Raw genomic sequence first — 16,764 nt, forward strand, 5'->3', positions numbered from 1 at the left:
TCTTAAAAATTAATAATTGAATGTTCCGTATTCACTAGTAATAGTAAGCTTTTTAGAATCAGAAGCCTCTACTCTACCTACGATTTGCGCATCAACATTGAATGATTTTGAAATTTCGATAATATCTTGTGCGATGTTTTCCGGAACATATAATTCCATTCGGTGACCACAGTTGAAAACCTGATACATTTCTTTCCAATCGGTTTTAGATTGCTCTTGGATTAATTTGAACAATGGCGGTACTGGAAATAAATTATCTTTTATAACGTGTAAGTCTTTTACAAAATGTAAAATTTTAGTTTGTGCACCACCACTGCAGTGCACCATTCCGTGAATATCTTCCGGGGTATATTTATCTAAAATTTTCTTGATAATTGGTGCGTAAGTTCTGGTTGGAGAAAGCACTAATTGACCAGCATTGATTGGGCTGTTTTCAACTTCATCAGTTAAGTTCACCTGCCCTGAATAAATTAATTCTTCAGGAACAGCTGCATCATAACTTTCTGGGTATTTTTTAGCCAGATATTTTCCGAAAACATCATGACGTGCTGATGTTAATCCATTGCTTCCCATTCCACCATTATAACTTTTCTCGTAAGTTGCCTGTCCAAAAGATGCCAAACCTACAATTACGTCGCCTGCTTTAATATTTGCATTATCTACCACATCAGAACGTTTCATACGAGCTGTTACTGTAGAATCTACGATAATAGTACGAACTACATCTCCAACGTCTGCTGTTTCTCCACCTGTTGAATGAATCGTAACACCAAACGATTTTAATTCGTTGATTAATTCTTCTGTTCCGTTGATGATTGCTGAGATAACTTCAGCTGGGATTAAATTTTTATTTCTTCCAATAGTTGAAGAAAGTAAAATATTATCGGTTGCGCCAACACATAATAAATCGTCAATATTCATGATTAAGGCATCTTGAGCGATTCCTTTCCAAACCGAAAGATCTCCAGTTTCTTTCCAATACATATAAGCCAAAGATGATTTTGTTCCTGCTCCATCAGCATGCATGATCAAACAATGCTCTGCATCTTGCGTTAAATAATCGGGAACAATTTTACAGAAAGCCTGCGGAAATAAACCTTTGTCAATATTTTTAATGGCGTTGTGCACGTCTTCTTTTGATGCCGAAACACCTCTTTGCGCGTACCTTTTGCTAGAATCTGAACTCATGAAAATTAGTTTGTGTTGATGTGGTGCAAAGATAATCCCTTTTTTTAATTCTTTGACTTATTCGATTATTTGATTCATAAAAAAAATCGGCAGAATGGGTTCTTCCGCCGATTTCCCTAAATAAAATTGGTTATGAAGCTTTTGGCTTGTTATTTTTATCTTTTCAAAAATTGCTTGAAATATATTGATTAAGTCTCAAAATCATAACCAAAATTAGAAAACTTATTAAAACAGCAACTAAGCAAACTCACATATTTTCAACAACTTAGCATATTTCCGACAAACTGTAGGACTATCCCGATGAACTTCGAAATTCACGAAAAATAAAAACAGGAATTTACTTTCTATTTTCAAATTAACAACAAACAAAAAGCCTGTTTCAAATTGAAACAGGCTTTAATACAATTAAGTAGAAGACTATTTTGTAAACAATAACTCTCTATATTTAGTTAATGTCCAGCTTTCATCATCCACTAATAACTCTAATTTATCACAGTGATTACGGATTTCATCAAAATATGGTTTCACTTTATTGCAATAAGCTTCTGCCATTTTTTGAGCATCTGTCAATTGATTGGCTTTTTTTCTTTCGTTTGTCATTGCCAATACTTTAGAATTGATTCCTTCAATATGACCAGAGATTTCTTTAATTAAAACAATTTGCTCTCTTGCAATAGTTTCAAACTCTTTTCCGAAGATTTCTTTTAACCCTTTTACATTTTCAATTAACGTATTTTGATAACGAATTGCAGTCGGGATTACGTGGTTTCTAGAAATATCACCTAAAACTCTTCCTTCAATCTGAATTTTTTTAGTGTATTCTTCTAATTCAATTTCGTAACGTGCTTCGGCTTCTACGTGATTAAAGATTCCTAATTCAGCAAATAAGTCCAAAGCTTGTTTAGAAACCTTAGCTTTAATCGCTTCAGGAGTTGTTTTAAAGTTACTTAAACCTCTTTTTGCCGCTTCTTTTTCCCAAGCCTCACTGTAACCGTCGCCTTCAAAAAGGATTTTTTTAGATTGTTTAATATATTCTCTTAAGACATTAAAGATTGCATCGTCTTTTTTCATGTCTTTATTTTCAATCAGATTCTCTACTTCATTTTTAAAGTCGATTAACTGTTTCGCTACAATTGCATTCAAAGTTGTCATTGCATTAGAACAGTTTGAATTTGAACCAACAGCTCTGAACTCAAATTTATTTCCTGTAAAAGCAAAAGGAGAAGTTCTATTACGATCTGTATTATCTAATAATACGTCAGGAATTTTTCCAACTACATTTAATTTTAAATCTGTTTTTTCTTCTGGAGATAATTTTCCAGTCGTTACACTTTCTAATTCAGATAAAACTTTTGTCAACTGTGCCCCAATGAAAACAGACATAATTGCCGGCGGCGCTTCGTTTGCTCCTAACCTGTGATCGTTACTTGCAGTGGCAATAGACGCTCTTAATAGAGTTTCGTTATCGTTTACTGCTTTAATTGTATTAATAAAGAAAGTCAAAAACTGTAAATTGCTCATCGGCGTTTTACTCGGACTTAATAAATTAACTCCAGTATCTGTTGCCAATGACCAGTTATTGTGTTTTCCTGAACCGTTTACACCTTTAAATGGCTTTTCGTGAAATAATACTTTAAAATCATGACGTTCTGCCACTCTCTGCATCACATCCATTAATAAAGAGTTGTGGTCAACCGCTAAATTCGTTTCTTCGAAAATGGGTGCCAACTCAAACTGATTTGGCGCAACCTCATTGTGACGTGTTTTTACTGGAATTCCTAATAACATACATTCCTGCTCCAAATCTCTCATATAAGTAAGAGCGCGAGTTGGAATCGATCCAAAATAGTGATCGTCTAACTGCTGTCCTTTTGCAGATGTATGTCCTAATAAAGTCCTTCCTGTCATCATTAGATCGGGACGAGAATTTGCCAAAGCTTTGTCAATCAAGAAATATTCCTGCTCCCATCCTAATGTTGCTGTAACCTTTTTTACATTTTTATCAAAGTATTTACAAACTTCTGTAGCCGCTTCGTCAATAGCAGATAATGCTCTTAATAAAGGTATTTTGTTGTCTAAAGCTTCACCTGTGTAAGCAATAAAAACAGTTGGGATACATAAAGTTGTACCATATATAAATGCTGGTGATGTTGGATCCCATGCCGTGTAACCTCTTGCTTCAAAAGTATTTCTGATTCCACCATTTGGGAAACTTGATGCATCTGGTTCTTGCTGCACTAATTGAGCTCCGCCAAATTTTTCTACAGGATCACTTCCGTCATAAGAAGTTTCAAAAAAAGCATCGTGTTTTTCTGCAGTTGTCCCTGTTAAAGGTTGAAACCAGTGTGTGTAGTGCGTAACTCCTTTTGAAAGAGCCCATTCTTTCATACCCATGGCAATATAGTCTGCCAGTTTTCTGTCTATTTTAGTCCCATGCTGAATCGCATCTCTTACTCCTTTAAAAGCATCAGAAGTTAAAAATTGCTTCATTGCTTTTTCGTTAAACACATTTGATCCGAAAAGATTTGATTTTCGACCAATTTCTTCAAAATGCACCGGCTTTCTGTTAGAAGCTTCTTGCAAAGCTTGGAAACGTAATGTTGACATGTTTATAATTTTAAAAATTCGTAATAAATTTCATTAAAAAATGATCAGCAAATATAAACAAATAAAATACCTGTTCTGAACATAAAATAGAGAATTTAACAAAAGGATTTTTCAACAGATTGCCCCTTTTTTAAAGAATAATGAAGTGGTTGTAAAGAAATATAACAAAATACCTCGATACTCTCCATTAAATAAACATTTTTTCACAATTCCTTAACCCTAAAATTCAAAAACAGTCCGTTTTTTTTACGAATTTATTTTTTTATAGCGTTAAAAATTACCTTTTTTAAAATATACCCCTATCAAAATTGCGCTTCTCTAAAAAATAGTACTTCGTAAAACAAAATAGCCCCCTAATTTTTAGGACTAAAAAAATAAATCTATATTTGACCCAGCGAAAAAACAAAAAAAATAAATTTATATTATTATGGCTAAAATTAAGTTAGAGTACATTTGGTTAGACGGATATGAACCAACTCAAAATCTTAGAAGTAAAACTAAAGTTGAAGAGCACGAAAATTTCAAAGGAACATTAGAAGAACTTGGAAATTGGTCATTTGACGGTTCGTCAACAAAACAAGCTGAAGGTGGATCTTCTGACTGTTTATTAGTTCCTGTTGCAATCTATCCAGATCCAACTCGTATTAATGGATGGTTAGTAATGTCTGAAGTTATGTATGCTGATGGAACTCCGCACCCATCTAACGGTAGAGCCACAATTGATGATGATAATGATGATTTCTGGTTCGGATTTGAGCAAGAGTATTTCATCATGGATACTAAAACACAACTTCCACTTGGTTTCCCAGTTGGAGGATACCCTGCTCCACAAGGGATGTACTACTGTTCAGTAGGTGGAAAAAACACTCACGGTAGAAAATTAGTTGAAGAACACGCTGATTTATGTATCGCTGCAGGAATCAACTTTGAAGGTATCAACCAAGAAGTTGCTTGCGGACAATGGGAGTTCCAATTATTCGCTAAAGGAGCTAAAAAAGCTGGAGATGAAATCTGGGTTGCTCGTTACTTATTAGACCGTTTAACTGAGAAATATGGTTACTATATAGAATATCACCCAAAACCTCTAGGAGATACTGACTGGAATGGTTCTGGAATGCATGCTAACTTCTCTAACGAAGTATTAAGAACATGTGGAGACCAAGCAACTTACGAAAGAATTTGCGAAGCTTTCCGTCCTGTTACTGCTGAACACATCGCGGTTTACGGAGCTTACAACGACCAACGTTTAACTGGTAAGCACGAAACTGCTTCTATCCACGATTTCTCTTATGGAGTTTCAGACAGAGGATGTTCTATCAGAATTCCTTTAATGACTGTTCAAAAAGGATGGAAAGGATGGCTGGAAGACAGAAGACCAGCTTCAAACGGAGACCCTTACAAAATTGCTGCTAGAATTATCAAAACTGTTAAATCAGCGCTATAATTTTAAGCTTACAATATATCTTCAAAAAGTGCCAGCATTAATTGTTGGCACTTTTTTTATGCCTATATCAAATTAAACCCGACAGATTTTAGAAACCTGTCGGGTTTAAATCAAAAGTCTAGCCATGCCAACTTTGTCAAAGTCTGAAACTTTGACAAAGTTCTACAACAACGGAAAAAACATATCTCTTTTAAACTCTAAAACTGTCAATTTCAACTAAAAAACCTCATAAATCTATAACAATTAACACTTTACAAATAACAAACATTACTTAATTTTAAAAGTAAATTTAATTTTTAAGTTAAAGTTCAAAACTTATCTTTGTATATCATTAAAAAAAACAATTATGATAGTCTGGTCACTCTTTTTACTTGCTGTAATTTTTATTCTTGCATTAGACCTTGGTGTCTTTAACAAAACACCACATATTATAAGTACTAAAGAAGCCAGCAAATGGACTTTGGTCTGGGTTACTTTATCCTTCCTTTTTTCAGGAGTAATTTACTGGCTCTACACAACTGATTATATAGAAAATCCAGATAAACTGGAACCAATGGCGGCTTCAATGAAATTTATAACAGGATATTTAATTGAACTTTCTTTAAGTGTCGACAATATTTTTGTAATTGCTATCATTTTTGCTTCTTTCAAAATTCCGCAGAAATACCAGCATCGTGTATTATTCTGGGGAATCTTAGGTGCCATTGTATTCCGTGGGTTAATGATTTTCTTTGGTGTTATGCTGATTAACAAATTTACTTGGACAACTTACCTTTTTGGAGCTTTCTTAATATTCACTGCTATAAAAATGCTTTTTTCAGGAGAAGAAGAAGATTTTCACCCAAAAGATTCCTTTGTTTACAAAACATTAGGAAAAGTGATGCCAATTACATCTGAAATGGATGGAGAGAAATTTTTCATTTCGACCAAAACCGCAAAGAAAGCAGCAACCCCATTATTTGTAGCTTTAATTGTTATTGAAGTTATGGACGTTTTGTTTGCCGTAGACAGTGTTCCTGCAATTCTTGCCATTACCAAAGATCCGTTTTTAGTATTCAGCTCTAATATTTTTGCCATTTTAGGATTACGTTCTATGTATTTCTTCTTAGCCAATATGCTGGCAAAATTCAGTTATTTAGAATACAGCTTAGTAGCTATTTTAGCTTTCGTAGGATTAAAAATGTTATTACATGATTTCTTCCACGTTCCAGAATGGGCTTCTTTAGGATTTATTGCACTTTCGCTTTTAGTTGGAATCTTAGTTTCTCTAAAATTTGGAGAGGAAAAAGTTTTAAATGATTCGTCAAGCGAAGAATAATTATTCTTGAAACATATATTCATAAAAAAAGGAAATCGAAAGATTTCCTTTTTTTTGCTTAAGATTAAATAAATTAAAATTTAATATTTTTTACTTGACTTTCATTCAACTTAGCTGCTTTCATAACATCTAAATAATTAGATTTATTTACAGTTGAAGCTAAATAAGAAGGAATTATAACAACTCTAAAAGTTTGATTATTTATAAAACTTGGTTCTTGCGCTAAATCAAAAGAAGCTTCTACAGATATAATAAAATCTTCTCTACTAAAATCGAAGAAATAATCCAACACATCTCCATTACTAAAATTTATCGTTTTTGGTATCAATTGCCAAACTGGAGCTCCAGAATTAGTCACATCAGTTTTTCTATAAATCAACACTGTTTCGTCATCATACAAAAGACTTGTAAAGTTAGCCGAATAGCTATATAAAAAACCATTATTACCTCTAGTTAAATTCACATTATTTACTTGAAAAGCTGCAGGACTTAAAGCATCATTACCCGGAGGCCCTTCTGGCCCTTCACAACTTGAAAACGCTATTAGTCCAACAACAGCGAATAGTGTAAGTATCTTTTTCATAACTTTTATTTTTTTAAGGATTATACTATAAAGATATTCCAAAAATTAAACCAAAAAAAGTAAATCGGCTTATTTTAAGATAAAAAAACCTTTATTTTTTTGGAGCCCCCTGATTCTTAAGCAGTATTTTATTGAAAAATAAAACATGATAAGGAAGTGAATTTTCCCAATAATCCCAAGTATGTGCTCCTGGACGTTCTGTATAATCATGGTCTACCTTATTATAAACTAATCTTCTGTGCAATTCGCGGTTTGGTTCAATTAAAAAATCATCTACACCGCAATCTATAATTAAAGGCAGTTTGTTTGTTTTAAATTTATCAGCCATTCTTAAAACAGAATTTTGCTCATACAATTCCGTATTACCACTTTTATCCCCAAAAACAGGCTGCATTAATTTTACGATTTGAGCCGATGAATCTCTATTCAGCATTGTACTCATATCCACTGCACCACTCATACTTCCGGCCGCACAAAACAAATCGGGATGTTTGGCCGACAAATACAAAGCACCATGTCCACCCATTGAAAGACCTGTTATTACTCTTCCGTTTTTATTAGCAATTGTTTTATACGTTTTATCTACTTTCTGAATCACTTCCTGGGTTATAAAAGTCTCAAACTGACTTTCTTTATTTACTGGACTATCCAAATAAAAACTAAACGTCTCCCCTTCCGGCATTACAATAATCATATTGTATTGGTCTGCCAGATTGTGAACCAGTTTTTTGTTTGGAGTATTTTTCAACCAGTCGCTAAAATGTCCGTAAGCACCGTGTAGCAAATACATTACCGGAAATGCAGTTTTGCTTTTGGCATAAGAATTTGGTAAAACTACTGCAGCTTTGTAAGTTTTACCCATTGCGGTACTCGCAACTTGTAAAGTGTCCACTTTTGCTGCGTATGTCACGGTGGTAAGACAAAGCAAAAATGCAGACAATAGCATTTTAAATTTCTTCATTTTGATCTATTTTTCTGATTAGGGTTTGTAAATATACCTTTTTTCAGAATAGAATATATGAAAAATCCGACTGGCATTTGAGCTTAAAAAAGATAGCCACGAATTCACGAATTTTATCAATATTAATTCGTGAATTAGTGGCTAAAAAAAACCTAAGCTTAAATTAGCTGATTATAATCTTATGCTCATGACGGTATTGCGATGCACTTTTACCTGTGTATTGTTTAAATGATTTACTGAAATGGCTGAAATTATTAAAACCGCTTTCGTAACATACTTCGTTAATACTCATTGGCTGCTCTGCCAAAAGTTTAGAAGCATGTACTAAACGATATTCATTTACAAACTCCGTAAATGTTTTATTAGAAATCTTTTTAAAATAACGACAGAAAGAAGGCGTAGTCATACTTACCAGACTCGAAACCTCGTCTATCGAAATAGATTCTTGAAAATGATCTTTCACAAAATTGAAAACGACATTCATACGATCGTTATCCTGAGTCTGCAGTTCTAATGAAAAACCATCAGCATTTAATACTGTAGACTCTGTAGAAGAATCTAATTCGTCTAATATTCCTAAAAGCGTAAGTAATCTTTGAAATGGAGATTCGTTCTCCATCATTTCGATTTTTTTTCCGATTCTTTTTTTCGTTTCACCGCCAAAAGCGATGCCGCCTTTAGCCTGCTTTAAAATATTCTGAACTTTTTTCATTTCTGGAGCGATAAAAAAATCGTTTCCTAAAAATTCAGGTTTAATATGAATTACGGTTTCGTTTGTATTTCCCGTATTTTCATTTGTAAATCCGCAATGGGGCAAATTGGCTCCTATTAAAAGTAAACTACCATTGGTATAATAAGAAACGTGGCTTCCTATTTGTCTTTTTCCTGCCCCGCCATTTACATAAACCAACTCAATCTCTGGATGATAATGCCATAAATGAGCTTTACTATTGGTCTTTTCGGCGTGTTTGGTATAGGTAAAAGAACTTCCGTATGAATTAGTTATCACTTCAAGAGCTGGGGCAATTGTCTTCATGATAATTTCTTTAAAAAATAATAGCAAATTTAACAAAAACACCTAAAATAATCTAATTTTTAACCTACAACGGTTTCGTAAATGCGAATTTTACATTAAAATAACATTCTTAACACTGAAAAATTCATACCAAAAACGACTTTTTTTTCACGTCTCGTTTTTTTTCTCCACATTTTTTTCAATAATCTTATTTAAAACCTGAATAAATATAAATATGCTAATTTTTGTAAGAAAAACGGAAAATTTAAGAAGTATACAATTATTCCAAAACTTTGAAGAAAAACAATCAAATTAACAAAAACATAAGATTTAAATCAAATTTTAACCTATAACGGTTTCGTAAATGAGAATATAGCACATAAATTGGAAAATATAGTTGTTAAAATAACACAACTGCTGCTCTAACTTTGCCTCAGAGAAATGAACTAAGAATTTAAATACTACAGAATATGAAAAAGATTATGAAATTAAGTTTAGTATGTGCAGTACTTCTAACAGGAATGAGTACTTATGCAATTGATGGAAATGAAGCATTAAATCTTCATGTATTAAAAGGAAATGGCAAGGTAATTGCTTTTGGAATTAATCAATTACAAAAAGCAGTTATCAGTATATATGATACTAATGGTAACGTTCTTTATTCTGAAAATGCTTCCGGTAAAGAAGGAATTTTAAGAACTTTCAGTTTAGAAGAATTTCCAGAAGGAAAATATATTTTAGAAGTTGCTGATAATTACAAAAAAGTAAAATACGATATTACTGTAAATGCGAAAAGTTCTATTTTGTCTTCAAAAGGAACTACTTCTCTTTACTAAGAAAATAGTAAGGTTAAGTGCAATTCTTCACGGCACTTAAAATTTTATACTCTAATACAGTATAAAAAGTGAGGTTAGATAGTTAGTAAGTTAAAAACTTTCAAAAGTTTTAAAAACGGCTCTTTGTGGTTACTGAGCCGTTTTTTTTTGTTCTTTACTTTTTTATTTTAACCGCAAAGTTTTTTTAACCGCAAAGACGCTAAGATTTACGCAATCCTGATAGCTATCGGGACGCAAAGTTTTTTTTTAAAAGAATGCAAAGTTCGCAAAGCTTAGAATTGAGAAAGCTTTGCGAACTTTGCGTTTGTATCCACAATCTTAAGTAAAAATCTTTGCGCCCTTTGCGGTTAAAATACACAATGCAATTAAAAACTTAGAACCTTAGTATCTCAGTCCCGATAGCTATCGGGACAACAACTTAAAAAATTCCTACAATTTGCAAATAAATCTTTAATTCAATGTAAACTAAAAATCAAGAAAAACATTGAAAAATAATAACCGAATCAGTAAAAACGATAAAAAATAACTCAAATTTTAACATATAACGGTTTCGTAAATGAAAATATAGCATATAAATAGGAAAATATAGTTGCGTTTTTTTACTTACAACAGAACTAATTTAGCATCAGAGAATTAGAACTATTAATTTAAAAACTAAGTATTATGAAAAAGATTGCAAAAATGAGTTTAGTAGCTGCGTTGCTTTTTTCTGGAATAAGCACTTACGCAATTGATGGAGCGGAAGATTTTAATCTTCACGTGATCAAATCTAATGGAAAATTAATCAGTTTTGGTCTTAATCAGACTCAGAAAGCCTACTTATCTATATATGATAAAGACGGATCTCTTATTTATTCTGAAACTGCTTCAGGCAAAGAAGGAATTTTAAGAACCTTTAGCTTAGAGGAATTCCCAGAAGGAATTTACTTTTTAGAAATCGAAGACAATACAAAAAAAGCAAAATATGAAATCGCTGTAACAGACACCGTTACTGTTTTATCTCAAAAAGCAGTTTCTTCTGTTTACAAATCAGATTTTAAAAATACTAGCGTAGCAGTACGCTAAAAAAGTTTTTATACTCTCATACAGTATAAAAAGTGAGGTTAGATAGTTAGTAAGTTAAAAAACTTTCAAAAGTTTTAAAAACAGCTCTTTGTGGTTACTGAGCTGTTTTTTTTTGCTTTTTACTTTTTAGAGTTATCACACAGAGATTCACAAAGTTTTATCGCAGAGATTCGCAGAGTTTTTTTTAGAACTTTGCGAATCTTTGTGTTTTCTTCTGTGAATCTTTGCGGAATAGCCACAATCTTATATGTAAATAAATTCTTAACCCAAAGTAAATTCAAAATCAAGCAAAACATTAAAAAATAATAACTGAATTAACAAAAACGTTAAAAATAATTCAAGTTTTAACCTATAACGGTTTCGTAAATGAGAATATAGCATAGAAATCGGAAAATACAGTTGCGCTTTTTTATACATATCATAAGTAATTTAGCATCAGAGAATTAGAACTAATAATTTAAAAACTAAGTACCATGAAAAAGATTGCAAAATTGAGTTTAGCGGCGGCGTTGCTTTTCACAGGAATTAGCACTTACGCAATTGATGGGAATGGAGAATTTAATCTTCATGTATTAAAAGCCAATGGAAAACAGATCACTTTCGCACTTAACAGAACACAGAAAGCGAACTTAGCCATTTATGACAAAGAAGGAACTCTTATTTATTCTGAAAATGCTACTGGCAAGGAAGGAATTTTAAGAACTTTTAGCTTAGAAGAATTTCCAGAAGGAACTTACTTTTTAGAAGTTGAAGACAACATTAAAAAAGCAAAATACGAAATTAAAATCGATGATACTGCTTCATTATCTAGAACTGCAATTTCTTCTGTTTACAAAGCAGGTTTTGCTAAAAATTCAAGCGTGGCTGCACGCTAAAATTTTATACTCCATATAAAAGGTATAAAATAAGGTTAAGATTAAAAATATTTTATTGTTTGAAGAAAAGAAAACAGCTCATTGTTGGTTATGGAGCTGTTTTTTTTTGTTTTATATAAAATGTATTTTTTACACAAAATAATATCCTGAAAATATATTCTTACTAATTCAAACGATTGCGTTTTTAAGCATAAAAAAGTTTAAAAAAAATAGTAAAAAACATTAAAAATCAAAAAACCGTGAGCCCAGTATTTACGTACATAGTTCAAACAAAACTCAAAAAAGTTTAAAATTCAGCAACTTAAGTGTTTAAAAACGGCTTTTTATTGCTAAAAATTGAATTTGTATTTGTAGTTTTGCTCGTTCCACATTTAGTAATTAACATTTAAAAAAAACATGACAAAATTTACCAAAGCCGGTTTAGTTGCTGCCTTTTTTTTAGCGACTGTTTTTACCTATGCCATTGATGGAAAAGGTGACTTTATTCTAAACATTAAAACAGGAAACGGAAAAGTAGTTAGCTTTACTTTAGACACTGTTGAAAATGCATCTTTCTCTATCTTTGATGAGAATCACAATTTACTTTATGCTGGAGAGTCTGCAGCAAACAAATTGGAAGTTTCTAAAACTATTAGTTTAGAAAGTTTTCCTGCTGGAACTTATGTTCTAGAAGTAAAAGCAAATGACAAAGTTTCGAAACACGAAATTAAAGTTGCTGCAAAAAAAGTAAAGGCAGTGAAGTTAGAAGAAACTGTTAACCACAGTCCATCTTTCCGTCGCTAAGCCTTTTTTGTCCCCAAAGAAAAAAGTTTTTAAAAAGCAGTTCTATTACCAGGAGAACTGCTTTTTTATGGAATTTATTAAGAGATTTAGATTCTTAAAAGCCTCCACAAAAAAGCCTGAAAGGCTAACAGCTCCAAAATAGGGCAACGTCCTATTAGAGAACACCCCTCCCCCCCTTCTACACAAAACCCAATACAAACCGAAACCCTGAAAGGGTGATAGCTATTCTCGTTATCTAATTGCTTACGCCCTTTCAGGGCTTTCTTAATTGGAATCTATTGCAAACATTGGGCGTTGCCCAATGCTGGATGATTATAGGCCTTCGGCCTTATTTAAATATTCATTCAAACAAAAAGCCTCTCATTTCTGAGAGGCTCTACATATTAAACAAACGTCCGATAATTTCGGACATTCAAAAATGCATTTTTTACATATTCCTCCTATACTGCCCACCAACCTCAAACAAAGCCGAAGTAATCTGACCCAAAGAACAAACCTTTGTCGCTTCCATTAAGTGATCAAATAAGTTTTCATTTTTAATAGCAGCTTGCTGTAACGTATTTAAATGCTCATTTACTTTTGCTTCGTGGAAATTATGTAAGTTATCCAACATCGTAATTTGATATTGTTTTTCTTCTTCTGTGGCACGAATAACCTCAGCCGGAATAACTGTTGGCGAACCTTTTGAACTCAGGAAAGTATTTACACCCACAATTGGGAAATCACCGTTGTGTTTTAAGGTTTCGTAATACAAACTTTCTTCCTGAATTTTAGAACGTTGGTACATCGTTTCCATTGCGCCAAGAACTCCGCCTCTTTCTGTAATTCTGTCGAATTCTTGAAGAACAGCAGCTTCAACTAAATCGGTTAATTCTTCGATGATGAACGAACCTTGAATTGGGTTTTCGTTTTTCGCTAAACCTAATTCTTTATTGATAATCAGCTGAATGGCCATGGCACGACGCACCGATTCTTCTGTTGGCGTGGTAATGGCTTCGTCGTAAGCGTTGGTGTGCAATGAATTACAGTTGTCATAAATAGCATACAAAGCTTGTAATGTCGTTCTAATATCGTTGAAATCAATTTCCTGTGCGTGCAACGAACGCCCGGAAGTCTGAATATGATATTTCAGCATTTGTGCTCTTTCGTTGGCTCCGTATTTGTTTTTCATGGCTTTTGCCCAAATTTTACGCGCCACACGACCAATTACTGAATATTCTGGATCTACTCCATTCGAGAAGAAGAACGATAAGTTTGGCCCAAAATCATTGATGTTCATGCCACGGCTCAAATAATATTCCACGTAAGTGAAACCATTTGAAAGCGTAAACGCCAATTGCGTAATTGGGTTCGCTCCCGCCTCTGCAATATGATATCCTGAAATCGAAACCGAATAGAAATTACGAACGTTTTTAGTAATAAAATATTCCTGAACGTCACCCATTAATCGCAACGCAAATTCGGTTGAGAAAATACAAGTATTCTGTGCCTGATCTTCTTTTAAAATATCGGCTTGAACTGTTCCGCGAACCTGCGATAACGTTTTGGCTTTTATATCATTATAAACATCCAAAGGCAAAACCTGATCTCCTGTAACGCCTAAAAGCATTAATCCTAAACCGTTGTTTCCGGCAGGAAGTTCTCCTTGATATTTCGGTCTTTCGATTCCTTTTTCTTTATATAATTTGTTGATTTTTGCTTCAACTTCTTTTTCTAAATCATTTGCTTTAATGTAAATCTCACATTGCTGATCGACTGCCGCATTCATAAAGAAACCTAACAGCATTGGTGCAGGCCCATTAATGGTCATACTTACCGAAGTCAAGGCATGAACCAAATCAAAACCTGAATATAGTTTTTTAGCATCGTCTAGACAGCAGATCGAAACTCCCGCATTTCCAATTTTCCCGTAAATATCTGGACGTAAATCTGGATCGTTTCCGTATAAAGTTACACTGTCAAAAGCGGTCGAAAGACGTTTTGCAGGCATACCTGCACTTACATAATGAAAACGTTTGTTGGTTCTTTCTGGTCCACCTTCGCCCGCAAACATTCTTGACGGATCTTCGCCTTCACGTTTAAAAGGATACAATCCTGAAGCAAATGGAAATTCGCCAGGAACATTTTCCTGTAAATTCCAACGCAAAATATCGCCCCAACCTTCATATTTAGGCAACGCAATTTTCGGAATCTGTAAATGTGATAAACTTTCAGAATGCGTTGCAATCTTGATTTCTTTATCACGAACTTTAAACGTGTAAACCGGATTTTTGTATTTTGCTACTTTTTCATCCCAATTCAGGATAATTTCCCAATTGTACGGATCTAAGTCCATTTTTACTTTATCAAACTGATTGAGTAAAAGATTTAAAAAGATTCTGTTTTCATCGTGTTCCTGAAAACCTCCAGTTAAAACAGAAGAATCTTCGATTCCTGCTTTATTAATTTGAGGAACTTTTCCAGAAACAGATTCAATGGTTTTGAAAATTCCGTATAATTTTTGAGCTACTTTTTGCTGCGAAATGGCTGTTTCATCATAACTTCTGTTATTCTCAGCGATTTCAGATAAATAACGTGTTCTTCCCGGCGGAATAACGAAGATTTTCTCGCTCATTTCTTTAGTGATTTCAAAAGTCGATTTCAAATCTGAATCGGTTTTCTCTACCACTTTATCCATAATCGCTTTGTAAAGCGTATTCATTCCCGGATCATTAAACTGTGAAGCAATTGTTCCAAAAACTGGCATTTCGTCTGGACTTTTATCCCAAAGACCGTGATTGCGCTGATATTGTTTTTTTACATCACGCAAGGCATCCAGTGCTCCTCTTTTATCAAATTTGTTTAAAGCCACTAAATCGGCAAAATCTAACATGTCGATTTTCTCCAATTGTGTTGCTGCGCCAAATTCTGGTGTCATTACATATAAAGAAACATCAGAATGATCCATAATCTCCGTATCAGACTGACCAATTCCTGAAGTTTCTAAAATAATCAAATCGTATTTTGCAGCTTTCAAAACCTGAATTGCTTCGGCTACATATTTAGACAAAGCCAAATTAGACTGACGTGTTGCCAGCGAACGCATATATACACGAGGATTATTTATGGCATTCATACGGATTCTGTCTCCTAAAAGTGCTCCTCCTGTTTTTCTTTTCGAAGGATCGACAGAAATTAATCCGATTGTTTTTTCTGGGAAATCAATTAAGAAACGACGAACTAATTCATCTACTAAAGATGATTTTCCGGCACCACCCGTTCCTGTAATCCCTAAAACTGGAATTTTTGAACTAGAATTAATTTCGTGAATTTTATCAAAAGCTGTTTTTGCAATTTCAGGGAAATTTTCTGCAGAAGAAATCAAACGCGCAATGACTGTTGGCGTTTTGCTTTCGATATGATCGATTTCTCCGTTTAATTTATCTCCGATAGGAAAATCAGCACGCTGTACCAAATCATTAATCATTCCCTGAAGTCCTAAAGAACGTCCGTCATCTGGAGAATAAATTCGGGTAATACCATATTCATGTAATTCTTCGATTTCGCTTGGTAGAATTACACCTCCTCCACCTCCGAAGATTTTAATATGTCCCGCTCCTTTTTCGCGAAGCAGATCATACATATATTTAAAGTATTCATTATGTCCTCCTTGATAAGAAGTCATCGCAATAGCATTGGCATCTTCTTGAATGGCGGTATTTACCACTTCTTCAACGCTTCTATCGTGTCCAAGATGAATTACCTCAACTCCTGTGGACTGGATGATACGACGCATAATATTGATCGCAGCATCATGTCCGTCAAAAAGTGAAGCAGCAGTAACAATTCTTACTTTATTTTTAGGAATATATGGTATTTGTTGTTCCATTTTATGAATATGATAATTTTATGGAGGCAATTTACAAAATATTTTAATATTTGATCATCCCTCTAAGCTTATCTTAACAAAAATAAATCGATTTCGTGAGCTAAAGGGGTAACAATTTACGTAAATACTTGATATAGTTAAAGAAAGCTTAAAGACATGGCAATTTCGCAACATTTAAATAAAATCAGGAAACATGTTTTAAAGTGCTCTAAAGTAATTTA

Annotated in this window: 12 protein-coding genes; 6 read left to right on the plus strand and 6 right to left on the minus strand. The window is 33.4% G+C overall.

The window, feature by feature from the left end; translation table 11 throughout:
* Positions 1-9: 9 nt before the first annotated feature.
* Entirely contained in the window at positions 10-1,188 is a 1,179-nt protein-coding gene (locus GSY47_RS13695) for an AIR synthase related protein (RefSeq protein ID WP_179007300.1), read from the minus strand.
* 417 nt (positions 1,189-1,605) lie between these two features.
* Positions 1,606-3,795 carry a glutamine synthetase III family protein gene (locus GSY47_RS13700; protein WP_179007297.1) on the minus strand — a complete coding sequence of 730 codons (2,190 nt, stop codon included), beginning with the start codon at positions 3,793-3,795 and terminating at the stop codon, positions 1,606-1,608.
* Between the two features lie 427 nt (positions 3,796-4,222).
* Here GSY47_RS13700 and GSY47_RS13705 point away from each other — a divergent pair, with 427 nt between their 5' ends.
* Both GSY47_RS13705 and GSY47_RS13710 read left to right on the plus strand, forming a co-directional pair.
* A complete protein-coding gene (locus GSY47_RS13705; RefSeq protein ID WP_012024410.1) occupies positions 4,223-5,239 on the plus strand; it encodes a glutamine synthetase beta-grasp domain-containing protein in 1,017 nt (338 codons plus the stop codon).
* Between the two features lie 346 nt (positions 5,240-5,585).
* Entirely contained in the window at positions 5,586-6,557 is a 972-nt protein-coding gene (locus GSY47_RS13710) for a TerC family protein (protein WP_179007294.1), read from the plus strand.
* 73 nt (positions 6,558-6,630) lie between these two features.
* Here the strand turns inward: GSY47_RS13710 and GSY47_RS13715 are convergent, their stop codons facing one another.
* From GSY47_RS13715 to GSY47_RS13725, 3 genes are all read right to left on the minus strand, one after another.
* Positions 6,631-7,140: a hypothetical protein gene (locus tag GSY47_RS13715; RefSeq protein ID WP_179007291.1), complete on the minus strand. Its 510-nt coding sequence runs from the start codon at positions 7,138-7,140 to the stop codon at positions 6,631-6,633.
* A 91-nt stretch (positions 7,141-7,231) separates the two neighbouring features.
* Entirely contained in the window at positions 7,232-8,101 is an 870-nt protein-coding gene (locus GSY47_RS13720) for an alpha/beta hydrolase (RefSeq protein WP_179007288.1), read from the minus strand.
* Between the two features lie 163 nt (positions 8,102-8,264).
* A complete protein-coding gene (locus GSY47_RS13725; RefSeq protein ID WP_179007285.1) occupies positions 8,265-9,137 on the minus strand; it encodes an AraC family transcriptional regulator in 873 nt (290 codons plus the stop codon).
* 449 nt (positions 9,138-9,586) lie between these two features.
* On the opposite strand from GSY47_RS13725, the gene GSY47_RS13730 reads away from it, so the two are divergent.
* The 4 genes from GSY47_RS13730 (at position 9,587) to GSY47_RS13745 (ending at position 12,675) form a co-directional block, all read left to right on the plus strand.
* Positions 9,587-9,952 carry a DUF3244 domain-containing protein gene (locus tag GSY47_RS13730; protein ID WP_179007282.1) on the plus strand — a complete coding sequence of 122 codons (366 nt, stop codon included), beginning with the start codon at positions 9,587-9,589 and terminating at the stop codon, positions 9,950-9,952.
* Positions 9,953-10,615: 663 nt separating this feature from the next.
* Positions 10,616-11,017: a T9SS type A sorting domain-containing protein gene (locus GSY47_RS13735; RefSeq protein ID WP_109192534.1), complete on the plus strand. Its 402-nt coding sequence runs from the start codon at positions 10,616-10,618 to the stop codon at positions 11,015-11,017.
* A 473-nt stretch (positions 11,018-11,490) separates the two neighbouring features.
* The gene (locus tag GSY47_RS13740; protein ID WP_179007279.1) at positions 11,491-11,892 is read left to right on the plus strand and encodes a secretion protein; all 402 of its coding nucleotides are present in this window, start codon (positions 11,491-11,493) and stop codon (positions 11,890-11,892) included.
* A 396-nt stretch (positions 11,893-12,288) separates the two neighbouring features.
* Positions 12,289-12,675: a secretion protein gene (locus tag GSY47_RS13745; RefSeq protein ID WP_179007276.1), complete on the plus strand. Its 387-nt coding sequence runs from the start codon at positions 12,289-12,291 to the stop codon at positions 12,673-12,675.
* 427 nt (positions 12,676-13,102) lie between these two features.
* Here the strand turns inward: GSY47_RS13745 and GSY47_RS13750 are convergent, their stop codons facing one another.
* Positions 13,103-16,543 (minus strand): methylmalonyl-CoA mutase family protein, encoded by a 3,441-nt coding sequence (locus GSY47_RS13750; protein ID WP_179007273.1) that lies wholly within the window; start codon positions 16,541-16,543, stop codon positions 13,103-13,105.
* Positions 16,544-16,764: the final 221 nt, after the last annotated feature.

It is taken from the genome of Flavobacterium quisquiliarum (genome assembly GCF_019308285.1).
Taxonomy (GTDB): Bacteria; Bacteroidota; Bacteroidia; order Flavobacteriales; family Flavobacteriaceae; genus Flavobacterium; species Flavobacterium quisquiliarum.

What these genes read in the sequence shown, in the direction of transcription:
- GSY47_RS13695 (WP_179007300.1), bottom strand. Translation starts at nt 1,188, where the DNA reads ATGAGTTCAGATTCTAGCAAAAGGTACGCGCAAAGAGGTGTTTCGGCA.
- GSY47_RS13700 (WP_179007297.1), bottom strand. Translation starts at nt 3,795, where the DNA reads ATGTCAACATTACGTTTCCAAGCTTTGCAAGAAGCTTCTAACAGAAAG.
- GSY47_RS13705 (WP_012024410.1), top strand. Translation starts at nt 4,223, where the DNA reads ATGGCTAAAATTAAGTTAGAGTACATTTGGTTAGACGGATATGAACCA.
- GSY47_RS13710 (WP_179007294.1), top strand. Translation starts at nt 5,586, where the DNA reads ATGATAGTCTGGTCACTCTTTTTACTTGCTGTAATTTTTATTCTTGCA.
- GSY47_RS13715 (WP_179007291.1), bottom strand. Translation starts at nt 7,140, where the DNA reads ATGAAAAAGATACTTACACTATTCGCTGTTGTTGGACTAATAGCGTTT.
- GSY47_RS13720 (WP_179007288.1), bottom strand. Translation starts at nt 8,101, where the DNA reads ATGAAGAAATTTAAAATGCTATTGTCTGCATTTTTGCTTTGTCTTACC.
- GSY47_RS13725 (WP_179007285.1), bottom strand. Translation starts at nt 9,137, where the DNA reads ATGAAGACAATTGCCCCAGCTCTTGAAGTGATAACTAATTCATACGGA.
- GSY47_RS13730 (WP_179007282.1), top strand. Translation starts at nt 9,587, where the DNA reads ATGAAAAAGATTATGAAATTAAGTTTAGTATGTGCAGTACTTCTAACA.
- GSY47_RS13735 (WP_109192534.1), top strand. Translation starts at nt 10,616, where the DNA reads ATGAAAAAGATTGCAAAAATGAGTTTAGTAGCTGCGTTGCTTTTTTCT.
- GSY47_RS13740 (WP_179007279.1), top strand. Translation starts at nt 11,491, where the DNA reads ATGAAAAAGATTGCAAAATTGAGTTTAGCGGCGGCGTTGCTTTTCACA.
- GSY47_RS13745 (WP_179007276.1), top strand. Translation starts at nt 12,289, where the DNA reads ATGACAAAATTTACCAAAGCCGGTTTAGTTGCTGCCTTTTTTTTAGCG.
- GSY47_RS13750 (WP_179007273.1), bottom strand. Translation starts at nt 16,543, where the DNA reads ATGGAACAACAAATACCATATATTCCTAAAAATAAAGTAAGAATTGTT.